The 26,158-nt window shown below is 61.0% G+C and carries 26 protein-coding genes; 16 read left to right on the top strand and 10 right to left on the bottom strand.

Annotated elements, in window-relative coordinates; all coding sequences use genetic code 11:
• Positions 1-5 precede the first annotated feature (5 nt).
• The 5 genes from purH (at position 6) to GS612_RS10165 (ending at position 5,366) form a co-directional block, all read left to right on the top strand.
• Positions 6-1,595, top strand: a complete 1,590-nt coding sequence (gene purH, locus GS612_RS10185; protein ID WP_171640063.1) for a bifunctional phosphoribosylaminoimidazolecarboxamide formyltransferase/IMP cyclohydrolase — start codon at positions 6-8, stop codon at positions 1,593-1,595.
• On the top strand, positions 1,595-2,071 hold the full coding sequence (gene lspA / locus GS612_RS10180) for a signal peptidase II (protein WP_171233463.1): 477 nt from the start codon (positions 1,595-1,597) through the stop codon (positions 2,069-2,071). The genes purH and lspA overlap by 1 nt, the downstream gene beginning before the upstream one ends.
• Before the next feature lie 50 nt (positions 2,072-2,121).
• Positions 2,122-2,637, top strand: a complete 516-nt coding sequence (locus GS612_RS10175) for a DUF3035 domain-containing protein (protein ID WP_171640060.1) — start codon at positions 2,122-2,124, stop codon at positions 2,635-2,637.
• Between the two features lie 81 nt (positions 2,638-2,718).
• A complete protein-coding gene (locus tag GS612_RS10170) occupies positions 2,719-4,059 on the top strand; it encodes a pitrilysin family protein (RefSeq protein WP_171640058.1) in 1,341 nt (446 codons plus the stop codon).
• Complete coding sequence (locus GS612_RS10165; RefSeq protein ID WP_171233465.1) at positions 4,056-5,366, top strand: pitrilysin family protein; 1,311 nt, start codon at positions 4,056-4,058, stop codon at positions 5,364-5,366. Before GS612_RS10170 ends, GS612_RS10165 begins: the two co-directional genes overlap by 4 nt.
• 22 nt (positions 5,367-5,388) lie before the next feature.
• On the opposite strand, the gene GS612_RS10160 is transcribed toward GS612_RS10165, so the two are convergent.
• From GS612_RS10160 to deoC, 3 genes are read right to left on the bottom strand one after another with little or no spacing between them, the layout of a single operon-like run.
• Positions 5,389-6,198: an SDR family oxidoreductase gene (locus tag GS612_RS10160; protein WP_171640057.1), complete on the bottom strand. Its 810-nt coding sequence runs from the start codon at positions 6,196-6,198 to the stop codon at positions 5,389-5,391.
• Between the two features lie 27 nt (positions 6,199-6,225).
• Positions 6,226-8,559: an aldehyde dehydrogenase family protein gene (locus GS612_RS10155; RefSeq protein WP_171640055.1), complete on the bottom strand. Its 2,334-nt coding sequence runs from the start codon at positions 8,557-8,559 to the stop codon at positions 6,226-6,228.
• Positions 8,560-8,570: 11 nt separating this feature from the next.
• Positions 8,571-9,569 carry a deoxyribose-phosphate aldolase gene (gene deoC / locus GS612_RS10150; protein ID WP_171640053.1) on the bottom strand — a complete coding sequence of 333 codons (999 nt, stop codon included), beginning with the start codon at positions 9,567-9,569 and terminating at the stop codon, positions 8,571-8,573.
• 201 nt (positions 9,570-9,770) lie between these two features.
• Between deoC and GS612_RS10145 the strand changes: the two genes are divergently transcribed.
• From GS612_RS10145 to GS612_RS10120, 6 genes are all read left to right on the top strand, one after another.
• Complete coding sequence (locus GS612_RS10145; protein ID WP_171229906.1) at positions 9,771-10,724, top strand: metal ABC transporter solute-binding protein, Zn/Mn family; 954 nt, start codon at positions 9,771-9,773, stop codon at positions 10,722-10,724.
• A gap of 3 nt (positions 10,725-10,727) precedes the next feature.
• On the top strand, positions 10,728-11,531 hold the full coding sequence (locus GS612_RS10140) for a metal ABC transporter ATP-binding protein (RefSeq protein ID WP_171640051.1): 804 nt from the start codon (positions 10,728-10,730) through the stop codon (positions 11,529-11,531).
• A gap of 3 nt (positions 11,532-11,534) precedes the next feature.
• Complete coding sequence (locus GS612_RS10135) at positions 11,535-12,740, top strand: metal ABC transporter permease (protein WP_170346667.1); 1,206 nt, start codon at positions 11,535-11,537, stop codon at positions 12,738-12,740.
• A complete protein-coding gene (locus tag GS612_RS10130; protein WP_171640049.1) occupies positions 12,737-13,666 on the top strand; it encodes a metal ABC transporter permease in 930 nt (309 codons plus the stop codon). Before GS612_RS10135 ends, GS612_RS10130 begins: the two co-directional genes overlap by 4 nt.
• A gap of 262 nt (positions 13,667-13,928) precedes the next feature.
• A complete protein-coding gene (gene mutL, locus GS612_RS10125) occupies positions 13,929-15,794 on the top strand; it encodes a DNA mismatch repair endonuclease MutL (protein WP_171640046.1) in 1,866 nt (621 codons plus the stop codon).
• Positions 15,795-15,846: 52 nt separating this feature from the next.
• A complete protein-coding gene (locus GS612_RS10120) occupies positions 15,847-17,076 on the top strand; it encodes a DNA recombination protein RmuC (RefSeq protein ID WP_171640044.1) in 1,230 nt (409 codons plus the stop codon).
• 3 nt (positions 17,077-17,079) lie between these two features.
• Here the strand turns inward: GS612_RS10120 and GS612_RS10115 are convergent, their stop codons facing one another.
• Genes GS612_RS10115 through GS612_RS10105 form a run of 3 tightly spaced genes read right to left on the bottom strand, consistent with a single transcriptional unit; the run spans position 17,080 to position 18,848 of the window.
• A complete protein-coding gene (locus tag GS612_RS10115; protein ID WP_171640042.1) occupies positions 17,080-17,484 on the bottom strand; it encodes a hypothetical protein in 405 nt (134 codons plus the stop codon).
• A 46-nt stretch (positions 17,485-17,530) separates the two neighbouring features.
• A complete protein-coding gene (locus GS612_RS10110; protein WP_152459352.1) occupies positions 17,531-18,181 on the bottom strand; it encodes a ChrR family anti-sigma-E factor in 651 nt (216 codons plus the stop codon).
• A complete protein-coding gene (locus tag GS612_RS10105) occupies positions 18,174-18,848 on the bottom strand; it encodes a sigma-70 family RNA polymerase sigma factor (protein WP_171640040.1) in 675 nt (224 codons plus the stop codon). The genes GS612_RS10110 and GS612_RS10105 overlap by 8 nt, the downstream gene beginning before the upstream one ends.
• A 146-nt stretch (positions 18,849-18,994) precedes the next feature.
• Here GS612_RS10105 and GS612_RS10100 point away from each other — a divergent pair, with 146 nt between their 5' ends.
• From GS612_RS10100 to GS612_RS10085, 4 genes are all read left to right on the top strand, one after another.
• Positions 18,995-19,768 carry a DUF1365 domain-containing protein gene (locus GS612_RS10100; RefSeq protein WP_171640038.1) on the top strand — a complete coding sequence of 258 codons (774 nt, stop codon included), beginning with the start codon at positions 18,995-18,997 and terminating at the stop codon, positions 19,766-19,768.
• 85 nt (positions 19,769-19,853) lie between these two features.
• Positions 19,854-20,171, top strand: a complete 318-nt coding sequence (locus tag GS612_RS10095) for a DUF3775 domain-containing protein (RefSeq protein ID WP_152459349.1) — start codon at positions 19,854-19,856, stop codon at positions 20,169-20,171.
• A gap of 238 nt (positions 20,172-20,409) precedes the next feature.
• A complete protein-coding gene (locus tag GS612_RS10090; RefSeq protein ID WP_152459348.1) occupies positions 20,410-20,637 on the top strand; it encodes a DUF1127 domain-containing protein in 228 nt (75 codons plus the stop codon).
• A gap of 59 nt (positions 20,638-20,696) precedes the next feature.
• Entirely contained in the window at positions 20,697-20,900 is a 204-nt protein-coding gene (locus GS612_RS10085) for a DUF1127 domain-containing protein (protein ID WP_152459347.1), read from the top strand.
• Positions 20,901-20,991: 91 nt separating this feature from the next.
• On the opposite strand, the gene GS612_RS10080 is transcribed toward GS612_RS10085, so the two are convergent.
• The 4 genes from GS612_RS10080 to GS612_RS10065 are packed head-to-tail and all read right to left on the bottom strand — an operon-like array spanning position 20,992 to position 24,491.
• Positions 20,992-22,134 (bottom strand): saccharopine dehydrogenase family protein, encoded by a 1,143-nt coding sequence (locus GS612_RS10080; protein ID WP_171640036.1) that lies wholly within the window; start codon positions 22,132-22,134, stop codon positions 20,992-20,994.
• Between the two features lie 3 nt (positions 22,135-22,137).
• Positions 22,138-23,193, bottom strand: a complete 1,056-nt coding sequence (locus tag GS612_RS10075; protein WP_171640034.1) for a saccharopine dehydrogenase — start codon at positions 23,191-23,193, stop codon at positions 22,138-22,140.
• A 14-nt stretch (positions 23,194-23,207) separates the two neighbouring features.
• Positions 23,208-23,822 carry a glutathione S-transferase family protein gene (locus GS612_RS10070; RefSeq protein ID WP_171640032.1) on the bottom strand — a complete coding sequence of 205 codons (615 nt, stop codon included), beginning with the start codon at positions 23,820-23,822 and terminating at the stop codon, positions 23,208-23,210.
• Between the two features lie 18 nt (positions 23,823-23,840).
• Positions 23,841-24,491, bottom strand: coding sequence for a histidine phosphatase family protein (locus tag GS612_RS10065; protein WP_171229895.1), 651 nt, complete (start codon positions 24,489-24,491; stop codon positions 23,841-23,843).
• 136 nt (positions 24,492-24,627) lie between these two features.
• On the opposite strand from GS612_RS10065, the gene GS612_RS10060 reads away from it, so the two are divergent.
• Complete coding sequence (locus GS612_RS10060) at positions 24,628-25,815, top strand: Zn-dependent hydrolase (protein ID WP_171640030.1); 1,188 nt, start codon at positions 24,628-24,630, stop codon at positions 25,813-25,815.
• Positions 25,816-26,158 lie beyond the last annotated feature (343 nt).

The raw sequence follows: 26,158 nt of genomic DNA, 5'->3' as shown, positions 1-26,158 counted from the left end.
GACCCATGACCGATCTTCACCCCGTGCGCCGCGCGTTGCTTTCCGTTTCCGACAAGACCGGGCTGATCGAGCTGGGAAAGGCGTTGGTCGAGCGCGGGGTCGAGTTGCTGTCGACCGGCGGAACCGCCAAGGCGCTGCGCGATGCGGGGCTTGCGGTGAAGGATGTCAGTGAGATCACCGGCTTTCCCGAGATGATGGACGGCCGTGTGAAAACTCTGCACCCGATGGTGCATGGCGGTCTGCTGGCACTGCGCGACAACGACACCCACATTGCCGCGATGGAAGAACACGGCATCGGTGCCATCGATCTGCTGGTGGTGAACCTCTACCCGTTCGAAGCGACAGTCGCCAAAGGCGCGGGCTATGATGAATGCATCGAAAATATCGATATCGGCGGTCCCGCGATGATCCGCGCGGCCTCGAAGAACCATGCCTTTGTGAACGTGGTTGTGGATGTCGAGGATTATTCCTCGGTGCTGGATCAGTTGGAAGAGAATTACGGCAAGACATCCTACGGTTTCCGCCAGTGGCTGGCACAAAAGGCTTATGCCCGGACGGCCGCCTATGACACCGCTGTTTCGAACTGGATGGCCGATGCGCTGCAGCTTGAGGCGCCCAAGCGCCGCGCCTTTGCCGGTGAGCTGAAGCAAACCCTGCGCTATGGCGAGAACAGCCATCAGCAGGCGGCGTTCTATACCGACGGCACCAACCGTCCGGGCGTGGCAACCGCCGTGCAGCATCAGGGCAAAGAGCTGAGCTATAACAACATCAACGACACCGATGCAGCGTTTGAGTTGGTGGCTGAGTTTGATCCGGCCCAAGGCGCGGCCTGTGCGATCATCAAGCATGCCAACCCCTGCGGCGTTGCCACAGGTGCGACTTTGCTGGACGCTTACAAGTCGGCGTTTGACTGCGACCGCACCTCGGCCTTTGGCGGGATCGTAGCATTGAACCAGCCGCTGGATGCCGAAACCGCGCAGGAAATCACCGGCATCTTCACCGAGGTTGTGATTGCGCCGGGCGCATCCGATGAGGCCAAGGCGATCTTTGCCGCCAAGAAGAACCTGCGCCTGCTGACGACCGAAGCTCTGCCTGATCTAGCTGCAGGTGGCAAAACTGTGCGTCAGGTCGCAGGTGGTCTGCTGGTACAGGACAAGGACAATGGCTTTGTCGGTATGGATGACCTGAAAGTCGTGACCAAGAAGGCCCCGACTGATGAGCAGATGCGCGACCTGCTGTTTGCCTGGAAAGTCGCCAAGCACGTCAAATCCAACGCTATCGTTTACGTGAAAGATGGCGCGACTGTTGGTGTGGGCGCAGGGCAGATGAGCCGTGTCGACTCGGCCCTGATCGCGGCCAAGAAAGCCGAGCGCATGGCTGACGTTCTGGGCTTGGCCCAACCGCTGACCATCGGTTCGGCGGTAGCGTCGGACGCGTTCTTCCCGTTCCCTGACGGTCTGATAGAGGCCGCTGAAGCCGGTGCAACCTGTGTGATCCAACCAGGTGGGTCCATGCGGGATGACGAAGTCATCGCCGCTGCGGATGAGGCCGGCCTGGCCATGGTCTTCACCGGCATGCGCCATTTCCGTCACTGATGCGGTCACGCCTGCTTCTCTGGGCGGCGCTGGCCGCTTTTGCGATCGACCAGATCAGCAAATATCTGGTCGTTCATGTCATGCGCGTGGCCGATCAGCCCGGCGGCATTGATGTTGTGCCGCCGCTGCTGGTGTTCAAATACGGCGAGAACCGGGGCATCAATTTCGGTCTCTTCCAAGGAAACTCGGAGGCTGCGCGCTGGATTCTGATCGGTATTTCCGTGGCGATCTGTGTCGGCGTGCTTGTCTGGCTCGGCCGTGCAGCCCATTCGGGTCTGATGCTGTTTTGTGGCGGCCTGCTGATCGGCGGTGCGCTGGCGAATGTGGTGGATCGGGTTCTTTACGGCTTTGTTCTGGATTTCCTGAACATGTCCTGTTGCGGCATCAACAATCCGTTTGTTTTCAACCTCGCAGATGTCTTCATATTTGCAGGAGCTATCGGGCTGGTGCTGTTTGACGGCAAAAAGGCCTCGTGACGCGCGGAATGATATGCGATAAAAGCGCCTGAAACAGGCTGGAGACACCAATGCGGATGCCGCGCGCCCTATTTGTTTTGACTGTTGCCGCTGCGGTTGCGGCGTGTTCGAATCCCGGCCTGCGGGATCTGGAGGCTCCGGGCCCGGGGCCGGATGAGTTTTCGGTGCTGCCGGTCAAGCCACTGACCCAACCTCAGGACTATGCCTTCTTGCCTGCACCCACGCCGGGTGGCGCGAATCTGACGGATCCGAACCCAAATGCCGATGCGGTGGCTGCGCTGGGCGGAAATGCTGCTGCGCTGAACCCGAACGCGGCTGTGCCATCCTTGGATGCAGCGCTTGTCACGGCCTCCAGCCGCTATGGTGTTTCCCCCGATGCGCGGCAGGTGGTCGAGGCTGATGACGCCGCGTTCCGCAAACGCCGGGGGCGCTGGACCGGCCTGCGTCTGTTCCCGGTCGACCGCTATGGGCAAGTTTACGAAAAACAATCGATCGATCCGTTCGCGGAAACAGAAGCCGCCCGTCGGGCCGGCATAGAAACTCCTTCTTCGCCGCCGGGTGAATAATTCTTAACTTTCCGTCATCGGGCTTGAACCCGGGCCGCGTCACCGTAGTTTGAATACCAGAAACGAAACGGAGGATGCCCTATGGTTCGGGCCCTGGCCTTGTCGGCTGCCCTGATCGCGGCCGCCCCGGTATTTGCCGAGGACGGGAAAGAAGCGGTCACCACATTCACATTGGACAACGGCATGGATGTCGTCGTGGTCGAAGACCACCGTGCCCCGGTCGTGCAGCATATGGTCTGGTATCGGGCCGGATCCGCTGATGAGCCGATCGGATCCTCCGGCGTGGCGCATTTCCTGGAACACCTGCTGTTCAAAGGCACCGACACGCTGGCCCCGGGAGAGTTCTCTGCCACGGTTGCTGCCAATGGCGGCAACGACAACGCCTTCACTTCGTATGACTACACCGCCTATTTTCAGCGTGTCGCCGCCGACAGGCTAGAACTGATGATGCGGATGGAATCCGACCGGATGCGGAACCTTCGGCTGAGCGAAGAGGACATTCTGACCGAACGGAACGTGATTCTCGAGGAACGCAACCAGCGCACCGAAAACAATCCGCGTGCCCTGTTCGGCGAACAGATGAGTGCGGCCCAGTATCTGAACCACCGCTACGGCGTGCCGATCATCGGCTGGATGCACGAGATGGAGGATCTGGACATGGAGGACGCGCTGTCCTTCTACCAGACCCATTATGCGCCCAACAACGCCATTCTGGTGGTCACAGGTGATGTCGATCCCGCTGAAGTCCGCGCGCTTGCCGATCAGTATTACGGTGTGATTCCCGCCAACCCGGACCTGCCCGAACGGGTTCGGTCCCAAGAGCCGCCGCAAACGGCCGAACGTCGCCTGACCTTCAAGGACCCGCGCGTCGCCCAGCCTTACGTTCAGCGCAGCTATCTGGCCCCGGAACGCGATCCGGGCGAACAGGAAAAAGCGGCGGCTCTGTTTCTGCTGGCCGAGTTGCTGGGCGGCAGCACGACGTCTTACCTGAACGAAAAGTTGCAGTTTGATCAGCGAAAGGCCGTCTATGCCGGTGCGTTCTATCGCGGTGTTTCGCTGGATGACACGACCTTTGATCTGATCGTCGTTCCGGCCGAGGGTGTTTCCCTGCAAGAGACTGAAGACGCCATGGACCAGGCCGTGGCCGACTTCATCGCCGAAGGTGTGAACGAAGACGATCTTGAGCGCATCAAGATGCAGCTGCGCGCCGCCCAGACCTATGCGCGCGACAACGTGGACGGCATCGGCAACCGCTATGGCCGGGCCCTGACCAGCGGCCTGACGGTCGAAGATGTTCAGGCCTGGCCCGACATCCTTCAGGCCGTGACCGGGGATGAGATCATCGCCGCGGCCCGCGAAGTTCTGCAACCCGAGGCGTCGGTCACCGGTTGGCTGATGCGCGATGACGAGGTGACGCAATGAAACGGTTTGTTGCAACGCTGATTGCCTGCCTGGTCGCCCTGCCGGCTTTGGCCGAGATCGAGATCGAAGAAGTGACCTCGCCCGGCGGCATCAAAGCCTGGCTGGTCGAGGACCATTCCATCCCATTCACCGCGCTGGAGTTACGCTTCCGTGGTGGCACGTCGCTGGACGACCCTGACAAACGCGGCGCGGTCAACCTGATGAGCGGGCTGATCGAAGAAGGCGCGGGCGACATGGATGCGCGGACCTATGCCCGCGAGCTGGAAGCTCTGGCGGCTTCGTTCCGATACAATGCCGGCGACGATTCAGTTTCGATTTCCGCGCGTTTTTTGTCCGAGAACCGGGATGAAGTGGTCGATTTGCTGCGCACGACGATCCACGAACCGCGTTTTGATCAGGATGCGGTTGATCGGGTGCGCGCCCAGATTCTGTCGGGCCTGCGCTCGGACCAGACTGACCCGAACGAAATCGCAGGCCTCACCTTTGCGCAGATGGCCTACGGCGATCACCCCTATGGATCCGAAGGGAAAGGCACCATCGAAAGTGTCTCGGCTCTGACCCGCGATGACGTAGTCGCGGCTTACGAAGGCGTGTTCGCCAAAGATCGTCTGTACGTGGGGGCCGTCGGCGATATCACGGCAGAGGAACTGGGTACCCTGCTTGATACCCTGCTTGGCGACTTGCCGGACACCGGCAAGCCCATCCCCGGCAAGGCCGAGGTGAACATTCCCGGCGGCGTCAGTGTTGTCGAATTCGACACGCCTCAGTCCGTGGCCTTGTTCGGTCAGGCCGGGATTGATCGGGATGACCCGGATTTCTTTGCGGCCTTTGTTCTGAACCATATTCTTGGCGGCGGCGGGTTTGAGAGCCGGCTGATGCAGGAGGTGCGCGAAAAGCGTGGCCTGACCTATGGGGTCGGGACCTATTTGGTGCCCAAGGATCTGGCTTCGGTCTATCTTGGGTCCGTGTCCTCGGCCAATGACCGTATCGCCGAAGCCATCGACGTAATTCGCGATGAATGGGCGCGCGCGGCCACCGAGGGTGTGACGCAAGAGGAACTTGACGACGCCAAGACCTATCTGACCGGCGCCTATCCGCTGCGGTTCGATGGCAATGGTCAGATTGCCTCGATCATGGTCGGAATGCAGATGGAAGGCCTGCCGATTGACTATATCGCCACCCGCAATGACAAGGTGAACGCGGTGACATTGGAAGATGTGAACCGCGTTGCTGCCGAACTGCTTGACCCGGACGGTCTGCACTTTGTCGTCGTTGGCAAGCCGGTGGGCCTGGAAACAACGAACTGAACCTTTTGGGGTAAGCTGCGGCTTACCCCTTTTTCATGCTGCGCAGCATGTCTCCCATCATCTGGCCGAACTGGCCCGAGCCGCGCTGATACAACGCCCCGTCCACTGCCAGAACGGTACCGCTGATATAGCTGGCCATGTCCGAGGCCAGAAACAGGCAGGCATTGGCCACGTCTTGTGGCGTACCCCAGCGGCCCAGCGGCACGTCCCTGCGCAGCTGCTCGCCCGCGTCGGGGGTGGGGGCCAGCCGTTTCGCGCCTTCGGTGCCCTCGATGAAGCCCGGCACCACCGAGTTCACCCGGATGCCTTCCACGCCCCACTCCATCGACAGGGTACGGGTGATCTGATCGACCCCCGCCTTGGCGGCACAGACATGGGCCTGGCCCTCGTAGGGCAGATAGGATTGCGGGGCTGAGATGTTGATGATGTTGCCGCCGGGCCGTTTCAGATAGGGATAGGCGCCTTTCAGAACATGCACGGTGCCCATCAGGTCGATCTCAACCACGGTGCGGAAGGCGTTGGCCGACATCTCCGCCATCAGCGCCGGGAAGTTGCCCGCCGCCCCCGAAACCAGCACGTCGAAATCGCCGAGCGCCGCTTGGAACTGTTTCAGCCCCTCGGCGACCGCATCGGCGTCGCGCACGTCAAAGGCCGCGCCGACCGCCTCGGCCGCGCCTGCCGCCTTCAGCGCGGCGACGGTGTCATCCACCTTGTCCTGCGAGCGGCTGGCCGCGGCCAGTTTGGCGCCCGAGGCCGCGAAGGCCTCGGCGATGCCCCGGTTGATGCCACTGGTGCCACCGATGACGATGACCGTTTTTCCTGCAAAGTCCATGTAGAGCCTCCCGCTTTGGAAGGGGCCCTACTCGCCGTAGGGCACCCAGATGTTCTTGATCTCGGTCGCAGCCTGCAGGAAGCGGCGGGTGTGGTCCATGCCCCAATCGAATGCCGTCGCGTTATTGACCCAGGTCCGTTTCAGGTTCCCGGCCGAGACGACCTCGATCTGCGCTGAAAGGTCCGACGACGAGAAGGACCACACCGCATCCACGTTCAGATGCGAGGCCAGCGGTTTGGCCAGTTCCTCGTGGCTGCCGGTCAGGATGTTGACCACGCCTGCGGGCACGTCTGAGGTGTCCAGCACCTGATAGAAATCGGTGGCCGCCAGCGGATAGGGCTCGGACGCCACCAGGACCACCCGGTTGCCCATCGCGATCGCCGGCGCCATGGCCGAGACCAGACCCAGCAGCGGTGCCTCGTCCGCACAGAGCGCGCCGATCACGCCCACCGGTTCCTTCATCGCAATCGCCACGCCCCGGATCGGAACGCCATGCACCTGGCCGTCATACTTGTCGGCCCAGGCGGCGGCGGTGAACAGGCGCTGGATTGCGGCGTCGACCTCTTTCGCGCCGTCCTTGCGGCCGGTCATCGCGTCGATGCGATGCGCGAACTCGTCGGCGCGGGCCGAGAGGTTCTCGCCGATGTAATACAGGATCTGCGCCCGTAGATGGCCGGTGGTTTTCGACCAGTTCGCCGCACCTCCCGCGGCCTCGACCGCGTTGCGCACGTCCTTGCGGTTGGCCAGACCCACATGGCCCAGCAGCCCCGCCTTGCCCCAGACCGCGCGGGAATAGCCGCCATCAGGCCGGGCCTGCTTGCCGCCGACATAAAGCTTGGCGGTGCGGTCGACCGGATCGACCGGGCCGCCTTCGCCCGCGACGGATTCGATCTTGGTCAACGGTTTGGTTTTACCCTTGGGCTTGGTATAGGCGCTCAGCCCTTCCCAGCCGCCTTCCCGGCCAAAGCCGCTTTCGCGCACGCCGCCAAAACCCGCGGCCGCGTCGAACAGGTTGGTGGCATTGACCCAGACCACGCCGGCGACCAGCTTGGGCGCGATGTCGAGCGCAAGGTTGACGTTTTCGGTCCAGACCGTGGCAGCCAGCCCGTAGCGGGTGTTGTTGGCCAGCTCGACCGCCTCGGCCGGGGTTCGGAAGGTGGACGAGACCAGAACCGGGCCGAATATCTCCTCTTGCATCAACGGGTCCGAGGTTTCGAGCCCGGTGATCAGCGTCGGGGGGTAGTAGCAGCCATTTGCGGGCAATTCGCAGGCAGCCTGATGCACATGGCCCACCGTATTGCTGTCGACCATGGAGGTGATCGTCTGCAACTGAACCGGATCCACCACGGCGCCCACGTCGATGCATTTGTCCAGCGGGTTGCCGATGCGCAGCGTGTCCATGCGGGCGCGCAGCTTGGCATAGAACCGTTCGGCGATACCCTCCTGCACCAGAAGGCGCGAGCCCGCGCAGCAGACCTGGCCCTGGTTGAACCAGATCGCATCGACCAGACCTTCGATGGCTGAATCGATGTCGGCGTCGTCAAAGACGATATAGGGCGACTTGCCGCCCAGCTCGAGCGTCAGGGCCTTGCCCGATCCGGCGGTGGCCTCGCGGATGCGGCGGCCCACTACGGTCGAGCCGGTAAAGGCGATCTTGTCCACGTCCGAGGCCACGATCATCTCACCCACTGCACCGTCGCCGGTGACGATGTTGACCACGCCCTTGGGCAGACCGGCCTGCATGCAGATATCGGCAAACAGCAGCGCCGTCAGCGAGGTGTATTCGGCGGGCTTCAGAACCACCGTGTTGCCCATGGCCAGCGCCGGGGCCACCTTCCACGCCAGCATCAGCAGCGGGAAGTTCCACGGGATGATCTGGCCGCAGACCCCCAGCGCCTGTGCGTCGGGCAGCTCGGTTTCCATCAGCTGGGCCATGCCCGCGTGATAGTAGAAATGCCGCTGCACCAGCGGAATGTCGATGTCGCGCGATTCCCGGATCGGCTTGCCGTTGTCCAGCGTCTCAAGCACCGCGAACAGGCGGGCGTGTTTCTGGATCAGCCGCGCGATGGCATAGAGGTATCGGGCGCGGGCGGGGCCGCCCAGCTTTTCCCATTTGGGCTGGGCCTTGCGGGCGGCGGCAACGGCGGCGTCCACATCGGCCCGTGTGGCCTGGGTCAGCTTGGCCAGAACCTCGCCCGTGGCCGGGTTACGGCTTTCAAACCCTTTGCCGGGCTTGGTGAAGGCGCCGTCGATGAAATGGCCGAACTTGTCGCCCTGATCGACCAGCCATGCCAAGGCCTCGGCGGCGCTTTCCGGGGCGGGTCCGTATTCCATGGTCTCGAAAATCTCTTTGACTGTCATTGTTCCTGTCCTCAGCCCATCGGGTGCCGGTAGCCGGCCGAGTATGCCCCGGTGACGAAATGTTCCAACTGCCGCTCGATATCGCCCAGCAGGGACGAAGCGCCGAACCGGAACAGGTCGGGTTGCAGCCAGCGGTCGCCCAGCTCGTCCTTGATCAGCGACAGGTAGACCAGCGCGTCCTTGGCCTTGGAAATCCCGCCCGCGGGCTTGTAGCCCACGCGATGGCCGGTGCGGTCGTAATAATCACGGATCGCGCGGATCATCACCAGCGACACGGGCAGGGTGGCGTTGACGCTTTCCTTGCCGGTCGAGGTCTTGATGAAATCCGCCCCCGCCATCATGCAGACCAGCGAGGCACGCGCCACGTTGCGCAGGCTGCCCAGCTCACCCGTGGCGAGGATGGCCTTTACATGCGCCTCGCCGCAGGCTGCGCGGAACGCCTTCATCTCGTCATAGAGAGCCTGCCAGTCACCTTTCAGCACATGGCGGCGCGAGATCACGATGTCGATTTCCTCGGCCCCGGCCTTCACGCTTTCTTCGATCTCGGCCACGCGCAGGTGAAAGGGCGACAGGCCCGCCGGAAAGCCGGTGGACACGGCCGCGACCGGAATGCCGGTTCCTGTCAGCGCATCCACCGCCGTTTCGATCATGTCGTGATAGACGCAGACCGCGCCGGTGGTGATCGGCGGCATGTCCAGCGCTTTCAGCAGGGCGGGCGACACGGGCTGGCGGGCCTTGGAGCACAGGCGGCGCACGCGGCCCTCGGTGTCATCGCCCGACAGCGTGGTCAGGTCGATCATGGTGATCGCCTTCAGCAGCCAGGCGGCCTGATGTTCCTTTTTCACCGACCGGCGCCCGGGCAGGGTCGCGGCCCGGCGCTCGATGGCCGAGGTGTTGGCCTGCAAGGCGCGTACCCAGTCCAGGTCCAGATCCATGCCGGGATTCCGGGCTTCGGTCACTTGCGGCAGATGCGCGGTGCGCACGGGGCTTTCTGAGCTCTGCGTATCCATTGTCACGTCCTTTGGGAGGTTTGCGACAAAATCGCACGGGAGACCGGGGAATGGAAGATGCAGGCGGGCAATGTTTGGATAATTTTTGACCAAATGGACAAAATGTAATCGCTTTCTTGCGAATAATTCGCATTAGCGTTGACTTACTTGCGAATGGTTCTCATATTCAGTTCGAATGAGATGCAAAAACTGAGGTAGAAGATGATTCGCCGGAATTTTCTTGCGGTATTGGCGCTGGCCTTTTCCCTGCCGGTCGCGGCCTGGGCCGATGCACCCCTCAAGGTTGTGGCCACGACGGGCATGATTGCTGACGCGGCCCGTCAGGTCGGTGGTGATCAGGTGGACGTCAAGGGGCTGATGGGGCCGGGCGTCGACCCGCATGCCTATCGTCAGACCCGCAGCGATATCGTTGCGATGACGCGGGCCGACCTGATCCTGTGGCATGGTTTGTACCTCGAAGCGCAGATGGAAGATTTCTTCCATGACCTTGAACGCAAGCGGACCGTGGTTGCAGTTGCCGAAGGTATCGACACGTCGAAGCTGCGCGCGCATGACGATTACGCCGACAAATATGATCCGCATGTTTGGATGACGCCCGAATTGTGGCGCGACGTGGTGCTTGAAGTGCAGGCAGCCCTTACCGAGGTGCGTCCTGAAGCGGCCGAAGTTTTTGCAGCGAATGCGCAGGCACACCTGGCAGATATCGATCGCCTGACAGCCTATGCAGATCAAGTTCTGGCGTCCGTTCCGGACAACAACAAGGTTCTTGTCACCGCCCATGATGCCTTTGGGTATTTTGGTGAAAGCTTCGGGTTCGAGGTTCTGGGAATTCAGGGCATCTCGACCCAGTCCGAGGCGGGCCTGAACCGGATAGGCGAATTGGTCGATCTGCTGGTTGACCGCAAGATCACGGCTGTTTTCGTCGAAAGCTCGGTCTCGGATCGGTCAATCCGCGCGCTGATCGAGGGCGCGGCCGCCAAGGGACATGAGGTGCACGTGGGGGGCGAGTTGTTCTCGGACGCCATGGGTGAAGAAGGAACCTATGAAGGCACCTATCTTGGCATGCTGGACCATAACATCACGGTCATTGCCAGTGCTTTGGGTGGCGATGTGCCAGATCGTGGCATGGACGGAAAACTGTCGGCGGGGTTTTGATCGATGCTGGGCCTGATCAGCAATGAAGGCGTGACCGTCGGTGACACGGGGTTGGCCGACAGCCCCCTTGCCCTGCGCGGCCTGACGGTTTCATACGGGCAGAAACCTGCGGTGTTTTCAGTCGACATGACCGTACAGCCCGGGGCGATGACCGCGATCATCGGACCGAACGGGGCCGGGAAATCCACATTGCTCAAGGCGGCGCTTGGCATCGTTTCCCCTCTGTCAGGTCAAGTGACCGTGTTTGGCCAGCCATTGGACACGCAGCGCGCGCGCATTGCCTATGTTCCTCAGCGTGCCAGCGTGGATTGGGATTTTCCAACGCGTGTCATCGACGTGGTTCTGATGGGCCTGTCGCGCGAACTTGGCTTGCTGGGCCGTGTGCGTGCCCGCCACAAGGCGTGCGCGATGGATTGTTTGCACCGTGTCGGAATGCGGGATTTCGCGGATCGCCAGATCGGGCAGCTGTCCGGCGGGCAGCAACAACGTGTCTTTCTGGCGCGCGCGCTGGCGCAGGGCGCGGATCTGTATCTTCTGGACGAACCTTTTGCAGGCGTCGATGCCGCCACCGAGAAAGCCATCATCTCGGTGCTGAAATCCCTGAAAGAGGCGGGCAAGACGGTTGTCGTGGTGCATCACGACCTTGCGACCGTGACCGATTATTTCGACCATGTCTTCCTGATCAACACCCGCAAGGTGGCCGAAGGACCAGTGGCCGAGGCCTTCACGGCGGAAACCTTGCAATCAGCATATGGCGGTCGACTGGCAACCGCGCAGATCGATCAGATATCGCGTGCGCTGGGGTAACGCATGCTTTGGGATGCTCTGACCCTGCAACTTGGCTACAACGCCACGCTGGTTGCTATAGGTGCAACCTTGCTGGGTGTTTCAGCCGGTGTGACGGGGACGTTTCTGTTTCTGCGCAAGCGCGCCTTGGTCAGTGACGCAATCAGCCACGCAACCCTGCCGGGCGTCTGTCTGGCTTTCATGGTGTTGGTCGCGCTCGGAGGAGACGGGCGCAACCTGCTGGGCCTGTTGGCAGGATCGGCCATCTCGGCCTGGATCGGGCTTCTTTGCATGAACTGGCTGACGCGTCACACGCGTTTGGCCGAAGATGCCGCGATCGGAGCGGTCCTGTCGGTCTTCTTCGGCTTTGGCATCGTGTTGCTGACGGTCATACAGACGATGGGCGTAGGCCGTCAGGCCGGGCTGGAAGGCTTCCTTTTGGGGTCCACTGCCGGGATGCTCTGGGCTGATGCGATGATCATTGCGGTCGGCGGCGCTGCGACGCTGCTGCTGGTCATGATCATTCGTCGCCCGATGATTCTTGTGGCCTTCGATCCTGAATATGCCGCAGCCCGCGGGTTGCCGGTGCACAGGATCGATCTGGCCATGATGGGTTTGGTCATGGCCGTGACCGTGGTCGGCCTGAAAATCGTGGGTCTGATTCTGATCGTGGCTTTGCTGATCATTCCCGCCGTGACCGCGCGGTTCTGGTCCGAACGCTCGGACCATGTGGTTCTGCTTGCGGGATTGGCCGGCGGGTTGGCGGGGTACATTGGCGCTGCCATTTCGGCCTCGGCGCCGAACCTTCCGACGGGGCCGATCATCGTTCTGGTCAGCTTTGCATTCTTTGTCGTGTCTTTGTTTCTGGCGCCGATACGTGGCGTTCTGGCGGCGGTGCTGCGCCATTTGCGCTTTCAACGTCGGGTGCATATTCGTCAGGGTCTTTTGGCCTTGGCGCAGGGGCAAAAGATCTACGAGCCCCTGACCCTGCGCTTGCTGCGCCGCGCTGGGCTGGTGCGCGCGGACGGCGTTGCGACCGACATCGGCAAAGCCCGCGCGGCCAAGGCGTTGCGGGACGAAAAGCGCTGGGAAATCGTGCGCGCGGATCAGGCACATGAGGCAACAGCCGCGCTCTATGACGGGTTGCGGGACATCGAAACCGTCCTGACCCGCGACCAGATCGCTGAGATAGACCGCCGCATCGGCGGGCCAATGGGGGTGCCGGTATGAGTGGTGAAGAATTTGTTCCCCTGTCTCTGACACCGTTGCTGATCGGCACGTTCGCGGCCATCGCCTGCGCGTTGCCCGGCAATTTTCTGGTTTTGCGCAAACAGGCATTGATCGGAGACGCGATAAGCCATGTGGTGCTGCCGGGAATCGTCGTGGCGTTTCTGATCACAGGGGCGATATCGACCTGGCCGATGATGCTGGGCGCGGCGGGCGCTGCCGTTGTGGCCGTGGTGCTGATCGAAGCCATTCGCCGATTGGGTCAGATCGAACCAGGGGCCGCCATGGGCGTGGTCTTTACCACCATGTTCGCCGCGGGCGTCCTGCTGCTCGAGCAGACGGATACGTCGACGGTGCATCTGGATGTGGAACATGCGCTTTACGGCAATCTCGAAAGCCTGATCTGGCTGGACGCCACCGGATGGTCGTCCTTGCTGGACGCAGAGGCGCTGTACGGGTTGCCCCCGGAATTGCCCCGCATTGCGCTGACACTGGTCGGTGTGTCTTTGTTCACCTGGCTGTTCTGGCGGCCGCTGAAGATCTCTACCTTCGACGAAGGCTTTGCCCGGACCATTGGCATTCGCACCGGCGTTCTGGGCATGGCACTGGTCATCACCGCGGCAATTGCGGCGGTGGCGGCCTTTGACGCGGTGGGCTCGATCATCGTGATCGCCATGTTCATCTGCCCGCCCGCCGCGGCGCGGATGCTGACCAACCGGCTGGAAGCGCAGATTGCCTGGAGCGTTGTGTTCGCCATTGCCTCGGCGGTGTCGGGCTATGTGCTGGCAGGTTATGGGCCGCTGTGGCTGGGCGGCGCGGATGCCGTCAGCGCGGCGGGTATGATCGCCACGATGTCAGGCCTGATTCTTGCGGCGGCCGCGATGTTCGGACCCTGCCGGGGCAGGATCGGCGCGCGCATATCTGCCTGATCAGGCATTTTCCCGCCACACATGCCCACACGTCATCGGCCAATCTCTGCCAAGAAACTGAGCGCGAGAATCTTAAGCAGATTTTCCGACAGGTGCGTGATACATGCGGTCTCATTAATTAGCTGAAACACACCACTCACTTGGCACGTCCGGGTGATCCTGAATGAGTTCTCGTTCGCGGATACCCGGGCGCCCCCTCTCTTTGAAATCTGCGCTTCAAACCGGTGGCAGAATCGTGCGCGACTGTGCTAGGTGTAGGGGTATGGCGCAGGCAAACCCCAATATCGGCGAAAAACGCCCCGTAATTAGGCAGCTCGACGATGCCGCAATCAACCGCATCGCGGCAGGTGAGGTGGTGGAACGACCGGCCTCGGCGGTCAAGGAACTGGTCGAGAATGCAATCGATGCCGGGGCCACGCGGATCGCCATCGATATCGCGGATGGCGGCAAGACCCTGATCCGGGTCACGGATGATGGCTGCGGTATCGCGGCGGACGATCTGCCGCTGGCCCTGTCCCGCCATGCCACGTCAAAGATTGACGGTTCGGACCTGCTGAACATCCACACTTTCGGCTTTCGGGGCGAGGCGCTGCCATCCTTGGGTGCCGTCGGGCGTCTGACCATCACCAGCCGCGTTCCCGGCGCGGATGCGGCGCAGGTGCACGTCGCGGGTGGCAAGATGGATGCGGTCAAACCCGCCGCCCTGCGCGCGGGGACTGTGGTCGAGCTGCGCGATCTGTTCTACGCCACACCGGCCCGCCTGAAATTCATGCGCACGGACCGGGCCGAGGGGCAGGCGATCACCGACATAGTGAAACGGCTGGCCATGGCCGAACCTTCCGTGACATTCGCCCTGCGGGATGTATCCGGCGGCGGAGAGGGTCGCGTGACCTTCCGCGCGGATCGCGAGAACGGAGATCTGTTTGATGCACTCCACGCCCGACTGGCCCGCGTTATCGGGCGCGAATTCGCAGAAAACGCTTTGCAGATTGATGCCTTGCGTGACGGTATCCGGCTTTACGGCTATGCCGCCCTGCCGACCTACTCGCGGGGGGCTGCCGTGGCACAGTATCTTTTCGTCAATGGACGCCCCGTGCGCGACAAGATGCTGACCGGTGCGCTGCGGGCGGCCTATTTCGATTTCCTGAGCCGCGACCGCCACCCGGCGGCAGCTCTGTTCATCGACTGCGACCCCACACTGGTTGACGTGAACGTCCACCCCGCGAAATCCGAGGTTCGGTTCCGGGATCCCGGTGTCGCGCGGGGGCTGATCGTGTCCAGTCTGCGCCATGCATTGGCGGAAGCCGGGCACAGGGCATCCTCAACCGTGGCGAATGCGACGCTGGGCGCGATGCGGCCGGAACCCGCACAGCCTGCTCCGGCGCGGGTTTACCAGATGGATCGCCCGTCACCTACCGCGCGCACGGCGGCGTATCGCGCGCAGGCTCCGGGTTTTGCCGAGCTGGCCAACGACTACAGCGGCAGCATTGTCGAGCCGACCCCGGTTGCGCAGGTCGCCGAGGTGCAGGAGCAGCCTCAGGCGCAGGATCTGCCGCTTGGTGCAGCCCGCGGACAGGTGCACGAGAATTACATCATTGCCCAGACCGCCGATGGCATGGTGATCGTAGATCAACATGCTGCACATGAACGGCTGGTTTATGAAAAGCTGAAAACGCAGATGGCCGAGAATGGCGTCGCGGCACAGGCCCTGCTGATTCCGGAAATCGTGGAATTGTCCGACGGGGATTGCGCCCGCCTGATGGCCGTCGCAGATGACTTGACGCGCCTTGGCCTGACCATCGAGCCCTTCGGCGGAAGCGCCATTGCCGTACGCGAAACCCCCGCCATTCTGGGTGAAGTCGATGCACGCGCCATGATCCTCGACATCCTGGATGAACTTGCCGATCAGGGTGAAAGCCAGATGGTGCAGGCAAGGATCGAGGCGATCCTCAGCCGGGTGGCCTGCCATGGGTCGATCCGATCCGGTCGTCGGATGCGCGCCGAGGAAATGAACGCCCTGCTGCGCGAGATGGAGGCGACACCGCATTCCGGCCAATGCAACCATGGGCGGCCCACCTATGTGGAACTGAAACTCAGCGACATCGAACGCCTGTTCGGGCGCAGTTGATCCTGCGGCCCGGCGGGGCTATGAAGAATAAAACAAGAACACGCGAGTTGTGATGATCGAGATTGCAGGCACCCAATATGCATTTAATGACCCTGTCATACTGGTCGGGGGTGGCGTGGTGGCGTTGATTCTGCTGCTGCTGTTCCTGTCGTTGCGGGCGGCCAACCGCTCGGCCCGGATGGCGGAACCTTTGGCGCGGCAGATGGCGCATCTGGGTCAGCATGTTCAGCAACTGGGCCAGGGGCAGGAACAGTTGCGCGGCGGTCTTCAGCATGTCTCGGACACTCAGGCCAACGCGCAGATGCAGGTGATTCAGACGGTCGAGGCGCGTTTGGCTTCGGTCCAGCAACAGATGAATGACCGGCTGGCGGATAATGCGATGAAATCGGCGCGTGCGCTGGCCGAGATGCAGGAACGGATGAAAGAGACGTTGCATGGCTCGTCGAAACAGACTGCGACCTCGCTGACCCAATTGCAGGAACGTCTGGCCGCCATCGACAAGGCGCAGGACAATATCACCAAACTGTCAGGCGATGTGCTGTCTTTGCAGGATATCCTGTCAAACAAGCAAAGGCGCGGGATGTTCGGTGAAATCCAGCTGAACGATATCGTGTCCAAGGCGCTGCCCGCTGACAGTTATTCGTTGCAGGCCACGTTGTCGAACGGCAGGCGGGCGGATTGCCTGATTCACTTGCCGAACCCGCCGGGACCGATCGTGATCGACGCAAAGTTCCCGTTGGAGGATTTCGAGGCGCTGGCCGCTGCGCAGACGAAGGCGGATGTCGAGAGATGCCTGCGGGCCTTCGGCGCTGCGGTGAAAGTGCATATCAAGGCGATTTCCGAAAAGTACATCCTGGACGGGGAAACTGCGGACGGCGCCTTGATGTTCGTACCTTCCGAGGCGATTTACGCCGAGCTGCACGCGCGTCTGCCCGACGTCGTGCGTGAAGGGTTCGCCGCGCGGGTCTGGATCGTGTCCCCGACGACGTGCATGGCCACGTTGAATACCATGCGGGCTATCCTGAAAGACGCGCGTATGCGCGAACAGGCCGGAGCGATCCGCAAAGAGTTGGGGTTGCTGCACAAGGATGTGGACCGCCTGGGTGATCGCGTCTCGAACCTGGACCGTCATTTCGGGCAGGCGGCCAAGGATATCTCGGAAATCAAGATCAGCGCCGAAAAGGCTGGCCGACGTGCGCAGCGTTTGGACAATTTCGACTTTGAAGAAATCGAGACCAAGGCCGAAAACGGCGTTGTACCCCTTGCTCGACACGAAGGTTGAAATCTACTGGATGGACAGATCCAGGTTGTACCCCACGGTTTTTCCGGTATCCCTGTCATTGCCCATCAGATAGACGCGGATCGTATAGTCTCCATCGTCGGGCAAGGTGATCCGGGCCGTATTGCCGTCAATCGACCCGTTATAGATCGCCACACCGTCGCTGCCCGGCGGCAGGATGTTGAAATAGATCACGCCGTTACCATTGGTGTCGCTGACCTGAAGATCGGCAAACATCTCCTGTCCGGCTTTGGCGCCCAGCGAATAGTTGAAGTACTCATCTCCTGAGATGGTTCCGCTGACCATGGTGCCAAAATTGCCGGGCTGAAACTGAACCTCGGCCGACATTTGGGCCGATGCGACGGGCGCGATTGCAACGAGAAGCACGCACACAGCAAGTCTTGCGAACATAATCATTCCTTTCAAAACACGCCGTACGCGGCCCTCGCGGGCAAATTCAGATGCGCAGGAAGGGTTGGAACAGGCGTGGCATCAACTTGGTGAATTTCAACGGTGCATCCGTAACCGCCAGACAAATGCAATCTTCCGAAATGTCCGCCACAGGCGTGTGTTCCAAATCCTCGTCCGCGATCTCGACGTCGCCACGGGCGAAGCGATCCACTTCGTCCGAGAATGCGCCCTGAAGCACCATCGTCAATTCTATACCGTTGTGGCTATGATCTGGTACCGCCGTTCCGGCTGGAATGAACAGCAACCGGGCCGAGGCCTCGCTTGTGGTCGGAAGAATGGCCTGTTTCACACCCATGCCGATCGGTTTCCATCGGATATCTGAAACCGTACCGCCGACATAATCCTGCAACGGGGCCGGCAATACCGAGCAGTTCGGACGCGCCGGTTTAGCTGCTGGCGCACCTTTGGAGATCAATGCCATAGTCGCGGCCAGAGATTTGTCACTCATGGCGATGGATTCAGTCTGTTCCTCCAGAACATGCCCACCCACGGCGTCGTAACTTTCCGCCCGCGCACGGCAATGGTCACACAGCGACAGATGCGTCGCGACCATCAGGTCGAATGCCTCGGGCAGACTGCCTGCGGCATATGCCATCAGCAGGTCATCTGTCAGGTGATGTTTGATCGATTTACTCATCGTACTCATCTCTGTTCATCGCATGACGCAAGCGGTCCAGCGCCAGCCTGATTCGTGATTTGATCGTTCCCAGGGGCAACCCGGTCTGAGACGCAATTTCCCGATGACTCAGATCACCGAAATACGCCTTTTCGATCAGCTCTCTCTGCGCGTCTGGCAACGCTGTCAAAGCGGTGCGAAGCTGCGCGGTTTCTTGTTGTAGCGCGATAACATCGTCCTGCTCAGGCTCGGCCTCGGGACCCCACCACAATTCTTCGGGTTCGGGGCGGCGTTGCTTTCGCAGAACGTCAATGCGCTTGTTCCGAGCAATCGTGAATACCCAAGTAGCCACTGTTGCCCGCGTCGGGTCGAACAGATGGGCTTTGTGCCACAAGGTCGCCATCACCTCCTGCGCACACTCCTCGGCCATCGTGGCGTCTGATCCTGACTTCATCAGGAACGCCTTGATTCGTGGCGCGAAGTGCTGGAACAGCTCGGCAAATGCCGCCTGATCCTGCGCGTCGCGGATGCGCCTGACGTGATCCACCCATTCGGTTCTGGTCTCGCGCCTGCCGTTACTTCCGTTCACCCGTCTACCCTTGATGCGTTTCTTTTCGCGCCGAGGCTGAAGGGCGGCCGGTTCAGCCGCAGGTTCGTCCAAGGTCACGGTATCGATCTCGGTAAACATAACCTCATTACGGCGCGTTCCCCAAGCCGGATCACTTTATCGGGACATTATGATCCAAATTGTGCAAATTGCCGTATCGGAATTACCAGCATCTGAACGAAATCAGTGTAGTTCAAGGCATTTACGGGAAGGCCAGAAAGCAGCGGATGACGCAGAAAATAGACCATATCGCGGGTCATACCTATCACGGGCGCAAGGGTGCGATTGAAAACGCATTCCGATACTCGGTGGATTACATCCTGCTGGACCCGGAAGAAGAGCTGGACACCCCTTTGCTGTTTTCGGTTGATCGCGCGAATGTCACGAACTGGCGCACCAGCGATTATGGGGGAGAGCCGGGTCATGGGGAAGGGGCCCAATGGCTCCGCGTTCGATTTGATGAAATGTCGGTGCAACAACCGGCGCGTTTCAAGTTGCTGACGCAACCGCGCGTTTTGGGGCACGTTTTCAATCCCGTCAGTTTTTGGTTCTGTTTTGACGACAGCGATCACCTTTATGCCGTGGTGGCCGAGGTCACCAATACCTATGGCACCCGGCACAGTTACCTGTGTCACAAGCCCGATTTCTCGGTCATCGAACCGACTGACAGGGTGGTGGCGGACAAGCTGATGCATGTTTCACCGTTTCAGAAAATCGAAGGCAGCTATACGTTCCGCTTCGACTATCGCGCGGATCGGGTCGGTGTCTGGATTGATTACGGCCGCGCTGATGGCGGGCTGATCGCGACACTGACCGGCCCGCGGCACCCCCTGACCAACCGCGTGATCCTGTGGTCCTTGCTGCGGCGGCCATTCGGCGCCCGGCGAACCTTTGCACTGATCGTCTGGCAGGCGTTCAGGCTGTGGCTGAAAAAAGCGACCTTTCGCCCGTTTCGCAGGCAACCGGTACCGGACCAGCCGATTTCGCGTGCGCGGAACTAGGGCCGTTGTTTGCGTAAGATCAAAGACGCGGCTGGTGTTCGGTGATTGTGATGGCACGACAACCGCGAACACGAGGAGCTGATGCATGTTGGAAATATCGGCAAGAAAGGTCGCTCAGATTGCCATGATGGGGCGCGAGCTGAACCGGGCAGAAGGTGAAATGCGCGCCTTCATCGAACGTATGAGCGAAGACGAGCAAGCCGAACTGGTTGCCATCATGTGGATCGGCCGCGAAAGCTTTTTCCCCGAGGATCTGGCCGAAGCGATTGCCACTGCCAAGGCCGAGGCCTCGACCCCCTGCGCTGACTATCTGATCGGCACTCCGCACATGTCAGACCACCTTGAGAACGGTCTGGACGCGCTGGGGATATCAGCCGAGGACGTCGAAAACGATCTGATGTGACTTGCCTGCAAAGGGGCGGTTTCTGCGACGGATCGATATTCGCGTTATCTTGATCCGCCACTGAAAGGACATGTCGCGGGCCTGGATCGAAATCTGCAATCAACGCGCCGGTCCAGCCCGAACTTTCCCTCCAATACAGTCTTAACAAACCTTAATGAACCGGTTTGGCAACGTTAAGGCAGCCTTCCCAAATTTGATGTCAGGAAGACAAAGACATTGAGTTCAGGAGGAGAAAGACATGTCACATACACAAACATTCGAAGGCCGGGGTGGTCTGCTTGACGGTCTGTTTTCAAACTATGCAGAAGCAAAGGTCGAGCATTTCCGCCGCAGAATTTTTTCGAAAACCGTGCGGGATCTGGAAAAGCTTGATGACGTACAACTGGCCGACATCGGCATCCAGCGGGATCAGATCAAAAGACGCGCATATGAAAGTGTGTATCACAACAAGCCATACCGGCAGTGATCAAGCATTCAACGTGCACTGAAACCCATCCCCAAAAGCCTGTCAGTGAGGTTACCAGAATGTTCGACGTCGTACCGCCCACCAATCAACCGGCTCCGGCCGCCAGCGCGCTTTTGCTGTTCGATCGTGCCATGCGGATCCGTTCGATCAGCCCTGATATTGTCCGCGCAGCCCAGCATCTGAATGCTTTGACCGATCATCAGTTGTCCGAGCTGGGCATCAACCGCAGTGATATCGAAGATACCATCCAGCGGTATATCTGAAGGCCGGGTGAGGGAAACCCGAACGAGGACAATATGCGTAAAGTACAAAAATGAAAGCCATTCCAGACAGTCTGGAATGGCTTTTTTGCATTCAGGCCGTGTGATCGACGATTTGCAGATGCTGGGCCAGCTTGTCGATTTCACCCATCCATCCCTGCACCAGCTTGGGATCGCTGGGGGCCGCGTGAACACCGGCCGGGATGGCGCGGTTCAATACGGCCTCGACCGCAAGTGAGACCGGAATCGACACCAGACGCGCCATCGCCGTGCCACGTTCGTCGCCCCAGGCGTCCATGACATAGGTCTTGTGCCAGACTTCGACGCCGTCTTTCTCGGCTTTCAATCCCACGCACAACACAACACGATCAGGCTCGCCTTCGTCATAGGCGTTTTCCTCCCAGAACTGGTCCGACATCTCTTTCAGACGCGCATCCCCTTCCGGGCCGGACAGGGTTTCGATCTCGGTGAAAACATTCGACCACGCGTCGGCCCAGCCGTTCAGACGCAGGGTGCCGCGGACGAATTCCTTGACCGGCCAGTGATCCTCGAAATGGTACTGCGCCATGAAGGGGATCGAATCGCGGTTCGGGTAGACCTCGAAGCTTTCCGGTGTCGGCAGCGGGGCGATATAGCTGCTGATCGCATCCCAGGGGCGGGCAACGTCCAGCGGCGCGTAATCGCGGATCGATTTCGACGGCGACCGCAGCGCCTTCAACACGCCCAGCGGCGACCAGCTGAATTTATAGCGGAACGGGTTGGGGTTCTTGGGAATGCCGCCGCAATAGGAAATGAAGCTCAGGTGGTTTTCCGGGTCGAACGCATCGGAGCCGCGGTAGTCGTCGATCAGGGCATGTGCCATCAGGTGATCGATGCCCGGGTCCAACCCGACCTCGTTGACCAGTGCGACACCGGCCTCGCGCGCCTTGTCATCCAGCGCGCGCATCTCGGGCGCGATATACGAGGACGAGACGAAATTGGCCTGTTTCGAAATCGCCAGTTCCGCCAGCGGCACATGCCAGTCGCCCGGCAGCATCGAGACGATTACATCGCCCTTCTCCAGTACGACGCCAAGCGCGTCGATGTCGAAGGCGCGGATGTCGTCGGTCAGGTCTCCGACCTCGGCCCTGGCCTTGTCGACGGTCCGGTTCCACACGGTGACCTTGTGGCCGCCTTCGATCAGGCGGCGCAGGCCGGGAATGGCCGAGAGGCCGGTGCCACACCAATGAATGGTCATCGTTCAGAGTCCTTCAATATGCGTTTTGTAAGTTGCTTCTGCCCGACCCCAGACACCGCTGTCCAGATCGGCCAGAGTCAGCAAGGACGGCAGCAGTTGCGCGGCATAGTCTTCCGAGCTTTCGACCGGCAGCATCGACGGCAGGTTGTCGATCGCCATCACGTCCATCACCGGGTCGGTGGCCACGCGCAGGGCGGGTTCTTCCCATGTGGTGGCGCGGTCATAGACGGGCACCGGGTTGTAGTCGCTGTCGGGGTCGCAGGCCACATCGCCGATGGCGGTCAGCTTGCGCGGGGCGGTCAACGCCTCGCGCGGGACAAAGACCGGAGTGCCGGGGCGCGCGAAGATGCAGTTCAGGAACAGATCATGGTCAAGGATTTCGGGGAACGGTCCGCCGCTGGCTGTCTCGGCCATGTCCCATTTGGTGACTGCGACGCCCATTGCCTCACACAGGTCTGCGGCACCGGTGCCCACACGGCCCAAAGCTCCGATGACGATGGCGCGGGGGCGGGGCGCGCCGGTGGCGTCCAATTCTGCCAGAAGTTCGGCGTTCAGCGCGTCCTTGCCGGGATAGACGCCGACGGGGCCGCAGATCCCGCCCCGTTGCTGCGCCGCCCAGGTCTTGAGCGTCACCGCCGCGCCCGCGTAGCCTGCCCAATAGCCGAATGCCGCGACCCGGCGTCCGTTTTCATCCACGAGGTATTCCAGATCATAAAGCGTGCCGCCGCCCGCCTTGAACCGTTCCAGCAGAGCCCGGCCCGAATGCTGGCCCTTGAAGGCATGGCCGAACATGATGTGGCGATGCGGCAGGGGTGTACCGTCTTCGGGCAGTTCCTTGAGGCCAAAGATGATCGCGTCCAGCGGGGCCTCGGGCCAGGAATTCTCGGGCGCGATCTCGCAGCCTGCGTCCTTGTAGCCGTCCAGTGGAATGGCACGGGCATGGCTTTCCTCGACCGTCACGCGGATGCCGGCCGCGATCAGCGCGGCGGCACCTTCCGGCGTCAGCCCAACCCGTTCTTCGTTCGGGCGCTGTTCTGCCCGGACCCAGAGATGTGTCATCTTATTTCCTTTTGTCAGAGCATTCCGGCAGCACGCACTGCCTGAACCGAAGGGCGTGCCTCCATCGCCTCACGGAAGGCGACGATTTTGGGAAAGGCCGAAACGTCCACGCCATCGCCTTCCAGCCAGCTGCACACCACATGCAGATAGGCATCGGCCAGCGAGAACGCCTCGCCCAGCACAAATGGACCACGCAGGCCGTTCGACGAAATATAATCGCAGGACGCGGTCATCGTCTGCGCGACCTTGTCTTTCATGTCTTTCCAGCTGGATTTCTTGTCGGCCCAGCGGTGCCCGCGCAGCTTGTGCGCGTGGTTCACATGCATGGTCGAGGCAAGGTAGAACATCACTTCGCGCATCCGGGCAGCCATCACCGGATCGGCCGGCACCAGCCCGGCCTCGGGTACCTTGGCTGCAACGAATTCCAGCAGGGCTCCGGTTTCAGTCAGGATGCCGCCATCTGCCACCAGCGCCGGAACGCGGCCTTTGGGGTTTATTTGCCTGTAAGCTGGTTTCGTCTGTTCGCCCCCGGCGAAGTCGAGCTTGATCGCTTCGTATTCCAGCCCGGCCTCTTCCAGTGCGATCGCGACAGCGACCGAGATGGTTCGGGGTGCATAGTAGAGCTGCATCAGGCGTCTCCGATCTGGTTACAGGTGGGTCTGTGCGAACTGCCGATCAGGGGCTTCCAGATGCGGAACGGCATTGAAAAGAACCGGGCTCAGCTGAGCGCCAATCGGATGCAGACGATGCATCGACGTGTTCATGATGGCAAGGGCCACCCGTGCCATTGACGGGATATCCAACCCCATCGCCTGCCGCACCACCATCGAAATCAACCCGCCCGAGGTCACGACGATTGCCGGTCCGCCCTCGGTCCCGATCTCGTGCAGCGCGTCGCGCACGCGCGTCTCGAATTCTTCGAAGGTTTCCGGTGCGTTCTTGATTTCGCCATTGGCCCAGGCCGCAAATGTTCTGGGCAGGTGTTCGACGAAACCTTCGCGGTCGGTGGGGATAGCGACGCCGTGTTGGTCCTCGAACAGTTGCGCCAGCGTGAAATACTCGATCTCGTTCAGTCGCGCGTCACGGATTGGATCGTGCAATCCCATGCTGTCCGCTGTCTCGGCATGGCGGGTCAGAGTGCCGCAATAGACCCGGGCATAGTGGCTGCGGGTGTCACGCAGATGCGCCCCCAGCCAGCGCGCCTGCTGATGCCCCAAGTCGCTGAGCCTGTCATAGCTTGCCTCGTCCCGCGCCGTTGTGTTTGCCTGCCCGTGGCGCACCAATGTGATATGTGACATGTCGGTCCCTCTTGCGCCGAAGTCTTAGGGCAGGTTCCCCTCCGGTGCCAGAGGGGTTTCACGCCTGTCGAAAAAAACCTCGCTCCTTTACTGTTTCTGGCTATGGTTCGCCCCGTACAAACCTTCGGAGGGGTTCATGACCGTCGATCACACGCGTTTTCTGACCGACCTGCATAAGTTGCGTGAATTCGGCGCCGCGGGTGTGCGCAAGGGGGTTGTCCGCCCTGCCTATTCCGACGCGGATATCGCTGCGCGCCAGTGGCTTGCCGGACGTATGCGCGAAGCGGGCCTGACCCCGCAGTTTGACCCGGTGGGAAACCTGTTCGGATTGGCGTCCGGTCCTTCGCTGCTGATGGGATCACATTCCGACAGTCAGCCCGAAGGCGGCTGGCTGGACGGCGCCCTTGGCGTCATCGCCGCGCTGGAAGTCGCACGTTCCGTCGACCGTCCCATTTCAGTTGTCAGCTTTCAGGACGAAGAGGGGCGTTTTGGCGTGACCACAGGTTCTGCTGTCTGGTCGGGCGGGTTGTCTCTGGAAAAAGCCGATGTGTTGACCGATGGGGCGGGCGTCAGCTTTGGCCAGGCCCGATCCTCCATGGCAGACTTGTCCCAGGGCTTCGTGGACCCGTCCCGTTTCGATGGCTTCATAGAGATGCATATCGAACAGGGCCCCTCTCTGGACGCGTCCGGAGACCAGATCGGAGTTGTCACCGATATCGTTGGCATCCGCGATATGTCGATCACCTTCGAAGGTCAGCAGAACCACGCCGGCACCACCCCCATGCACCTGCGCCGCGACGCATTTCAGGCCCTGTCCCTGTTCAACACCCGGCTCAATGAGAGGTTCCGCAATGTCGTCACGCCGCAGACGGTCTGGACCATCGGGCGGGTCAACCTGCATCCAAACGCTTCGTCCATCGTGCCGGGGCGGGTTCGGTTCTCGATGCAATGGCGCGATGCCGATGCAGACCGTTTGGCCCGGATGGAGAAGATCATTCGAGCGACAGCACAAGAAACCGCTGAGCAACTGGGGATGAGCTTGGATTACGGCCCCATGCTGGGGCTGGATCCCGTTGCCATGGATCCGACCTTGCGCCGCGCTCTAGAACGCGGTGCGGAACAGGTCGCACCGGGTCGGTGGCGCAGAATGCCCTCGGGGGCCTTGCACGATGCCACCAACGTGTCTCGCCTGATGCCGGTCGCGATGTTGTTCACGCCCTCGATCGACGGAATCAGCCATGATTTTGCAGAAGATACGGCAGAGGTCGATTTGATTGCTGGGCTGGAAACTCTGGTGCGTGCCGTACGGTCCCTCTCTGTCTAAACGCCACTTTGCAACGAAAAATCCCGAGGAAGGTGGTGCATCGGCGGTGAAATCGTTGCCCCGGCACCCGGCCGGGCGCCGGGGATTTCACGCGATGGAAACGAGGGTTGTTGCCTAACGGAAAAAAGTTTCCTATAGGAACATTCATGATGCATGCGTCTGTATACCGCCTCATCTTCGGATCGGTGTTTCACTAGAAACCGGGTGGAATCATTGCATTCTATGCGGCTTGGGGCAGACTGACGGTTATGCATTTTGACCTTTGGATAATCGGAAGTTGACCGGATCATGACCACACCGAAGCGCACGCCTCTCCACTCTTTGCACGTCGAGCTTGGCGGGA

Origin of the sequence: Ruegeria sp. HKCCD6157 (assembly GCF_013110685.1) — a bacterium.
Lineage (GTDB): Bacteria > Pseudomonadota > Alphaproteobacteria > Rhodobacterales > Rhodobacteraceae > Ruegeria.
Note: the sequence above shows the minus strand (reverse complement) of the source record. Positions and strands in the feature narration are given on the sequence as shown.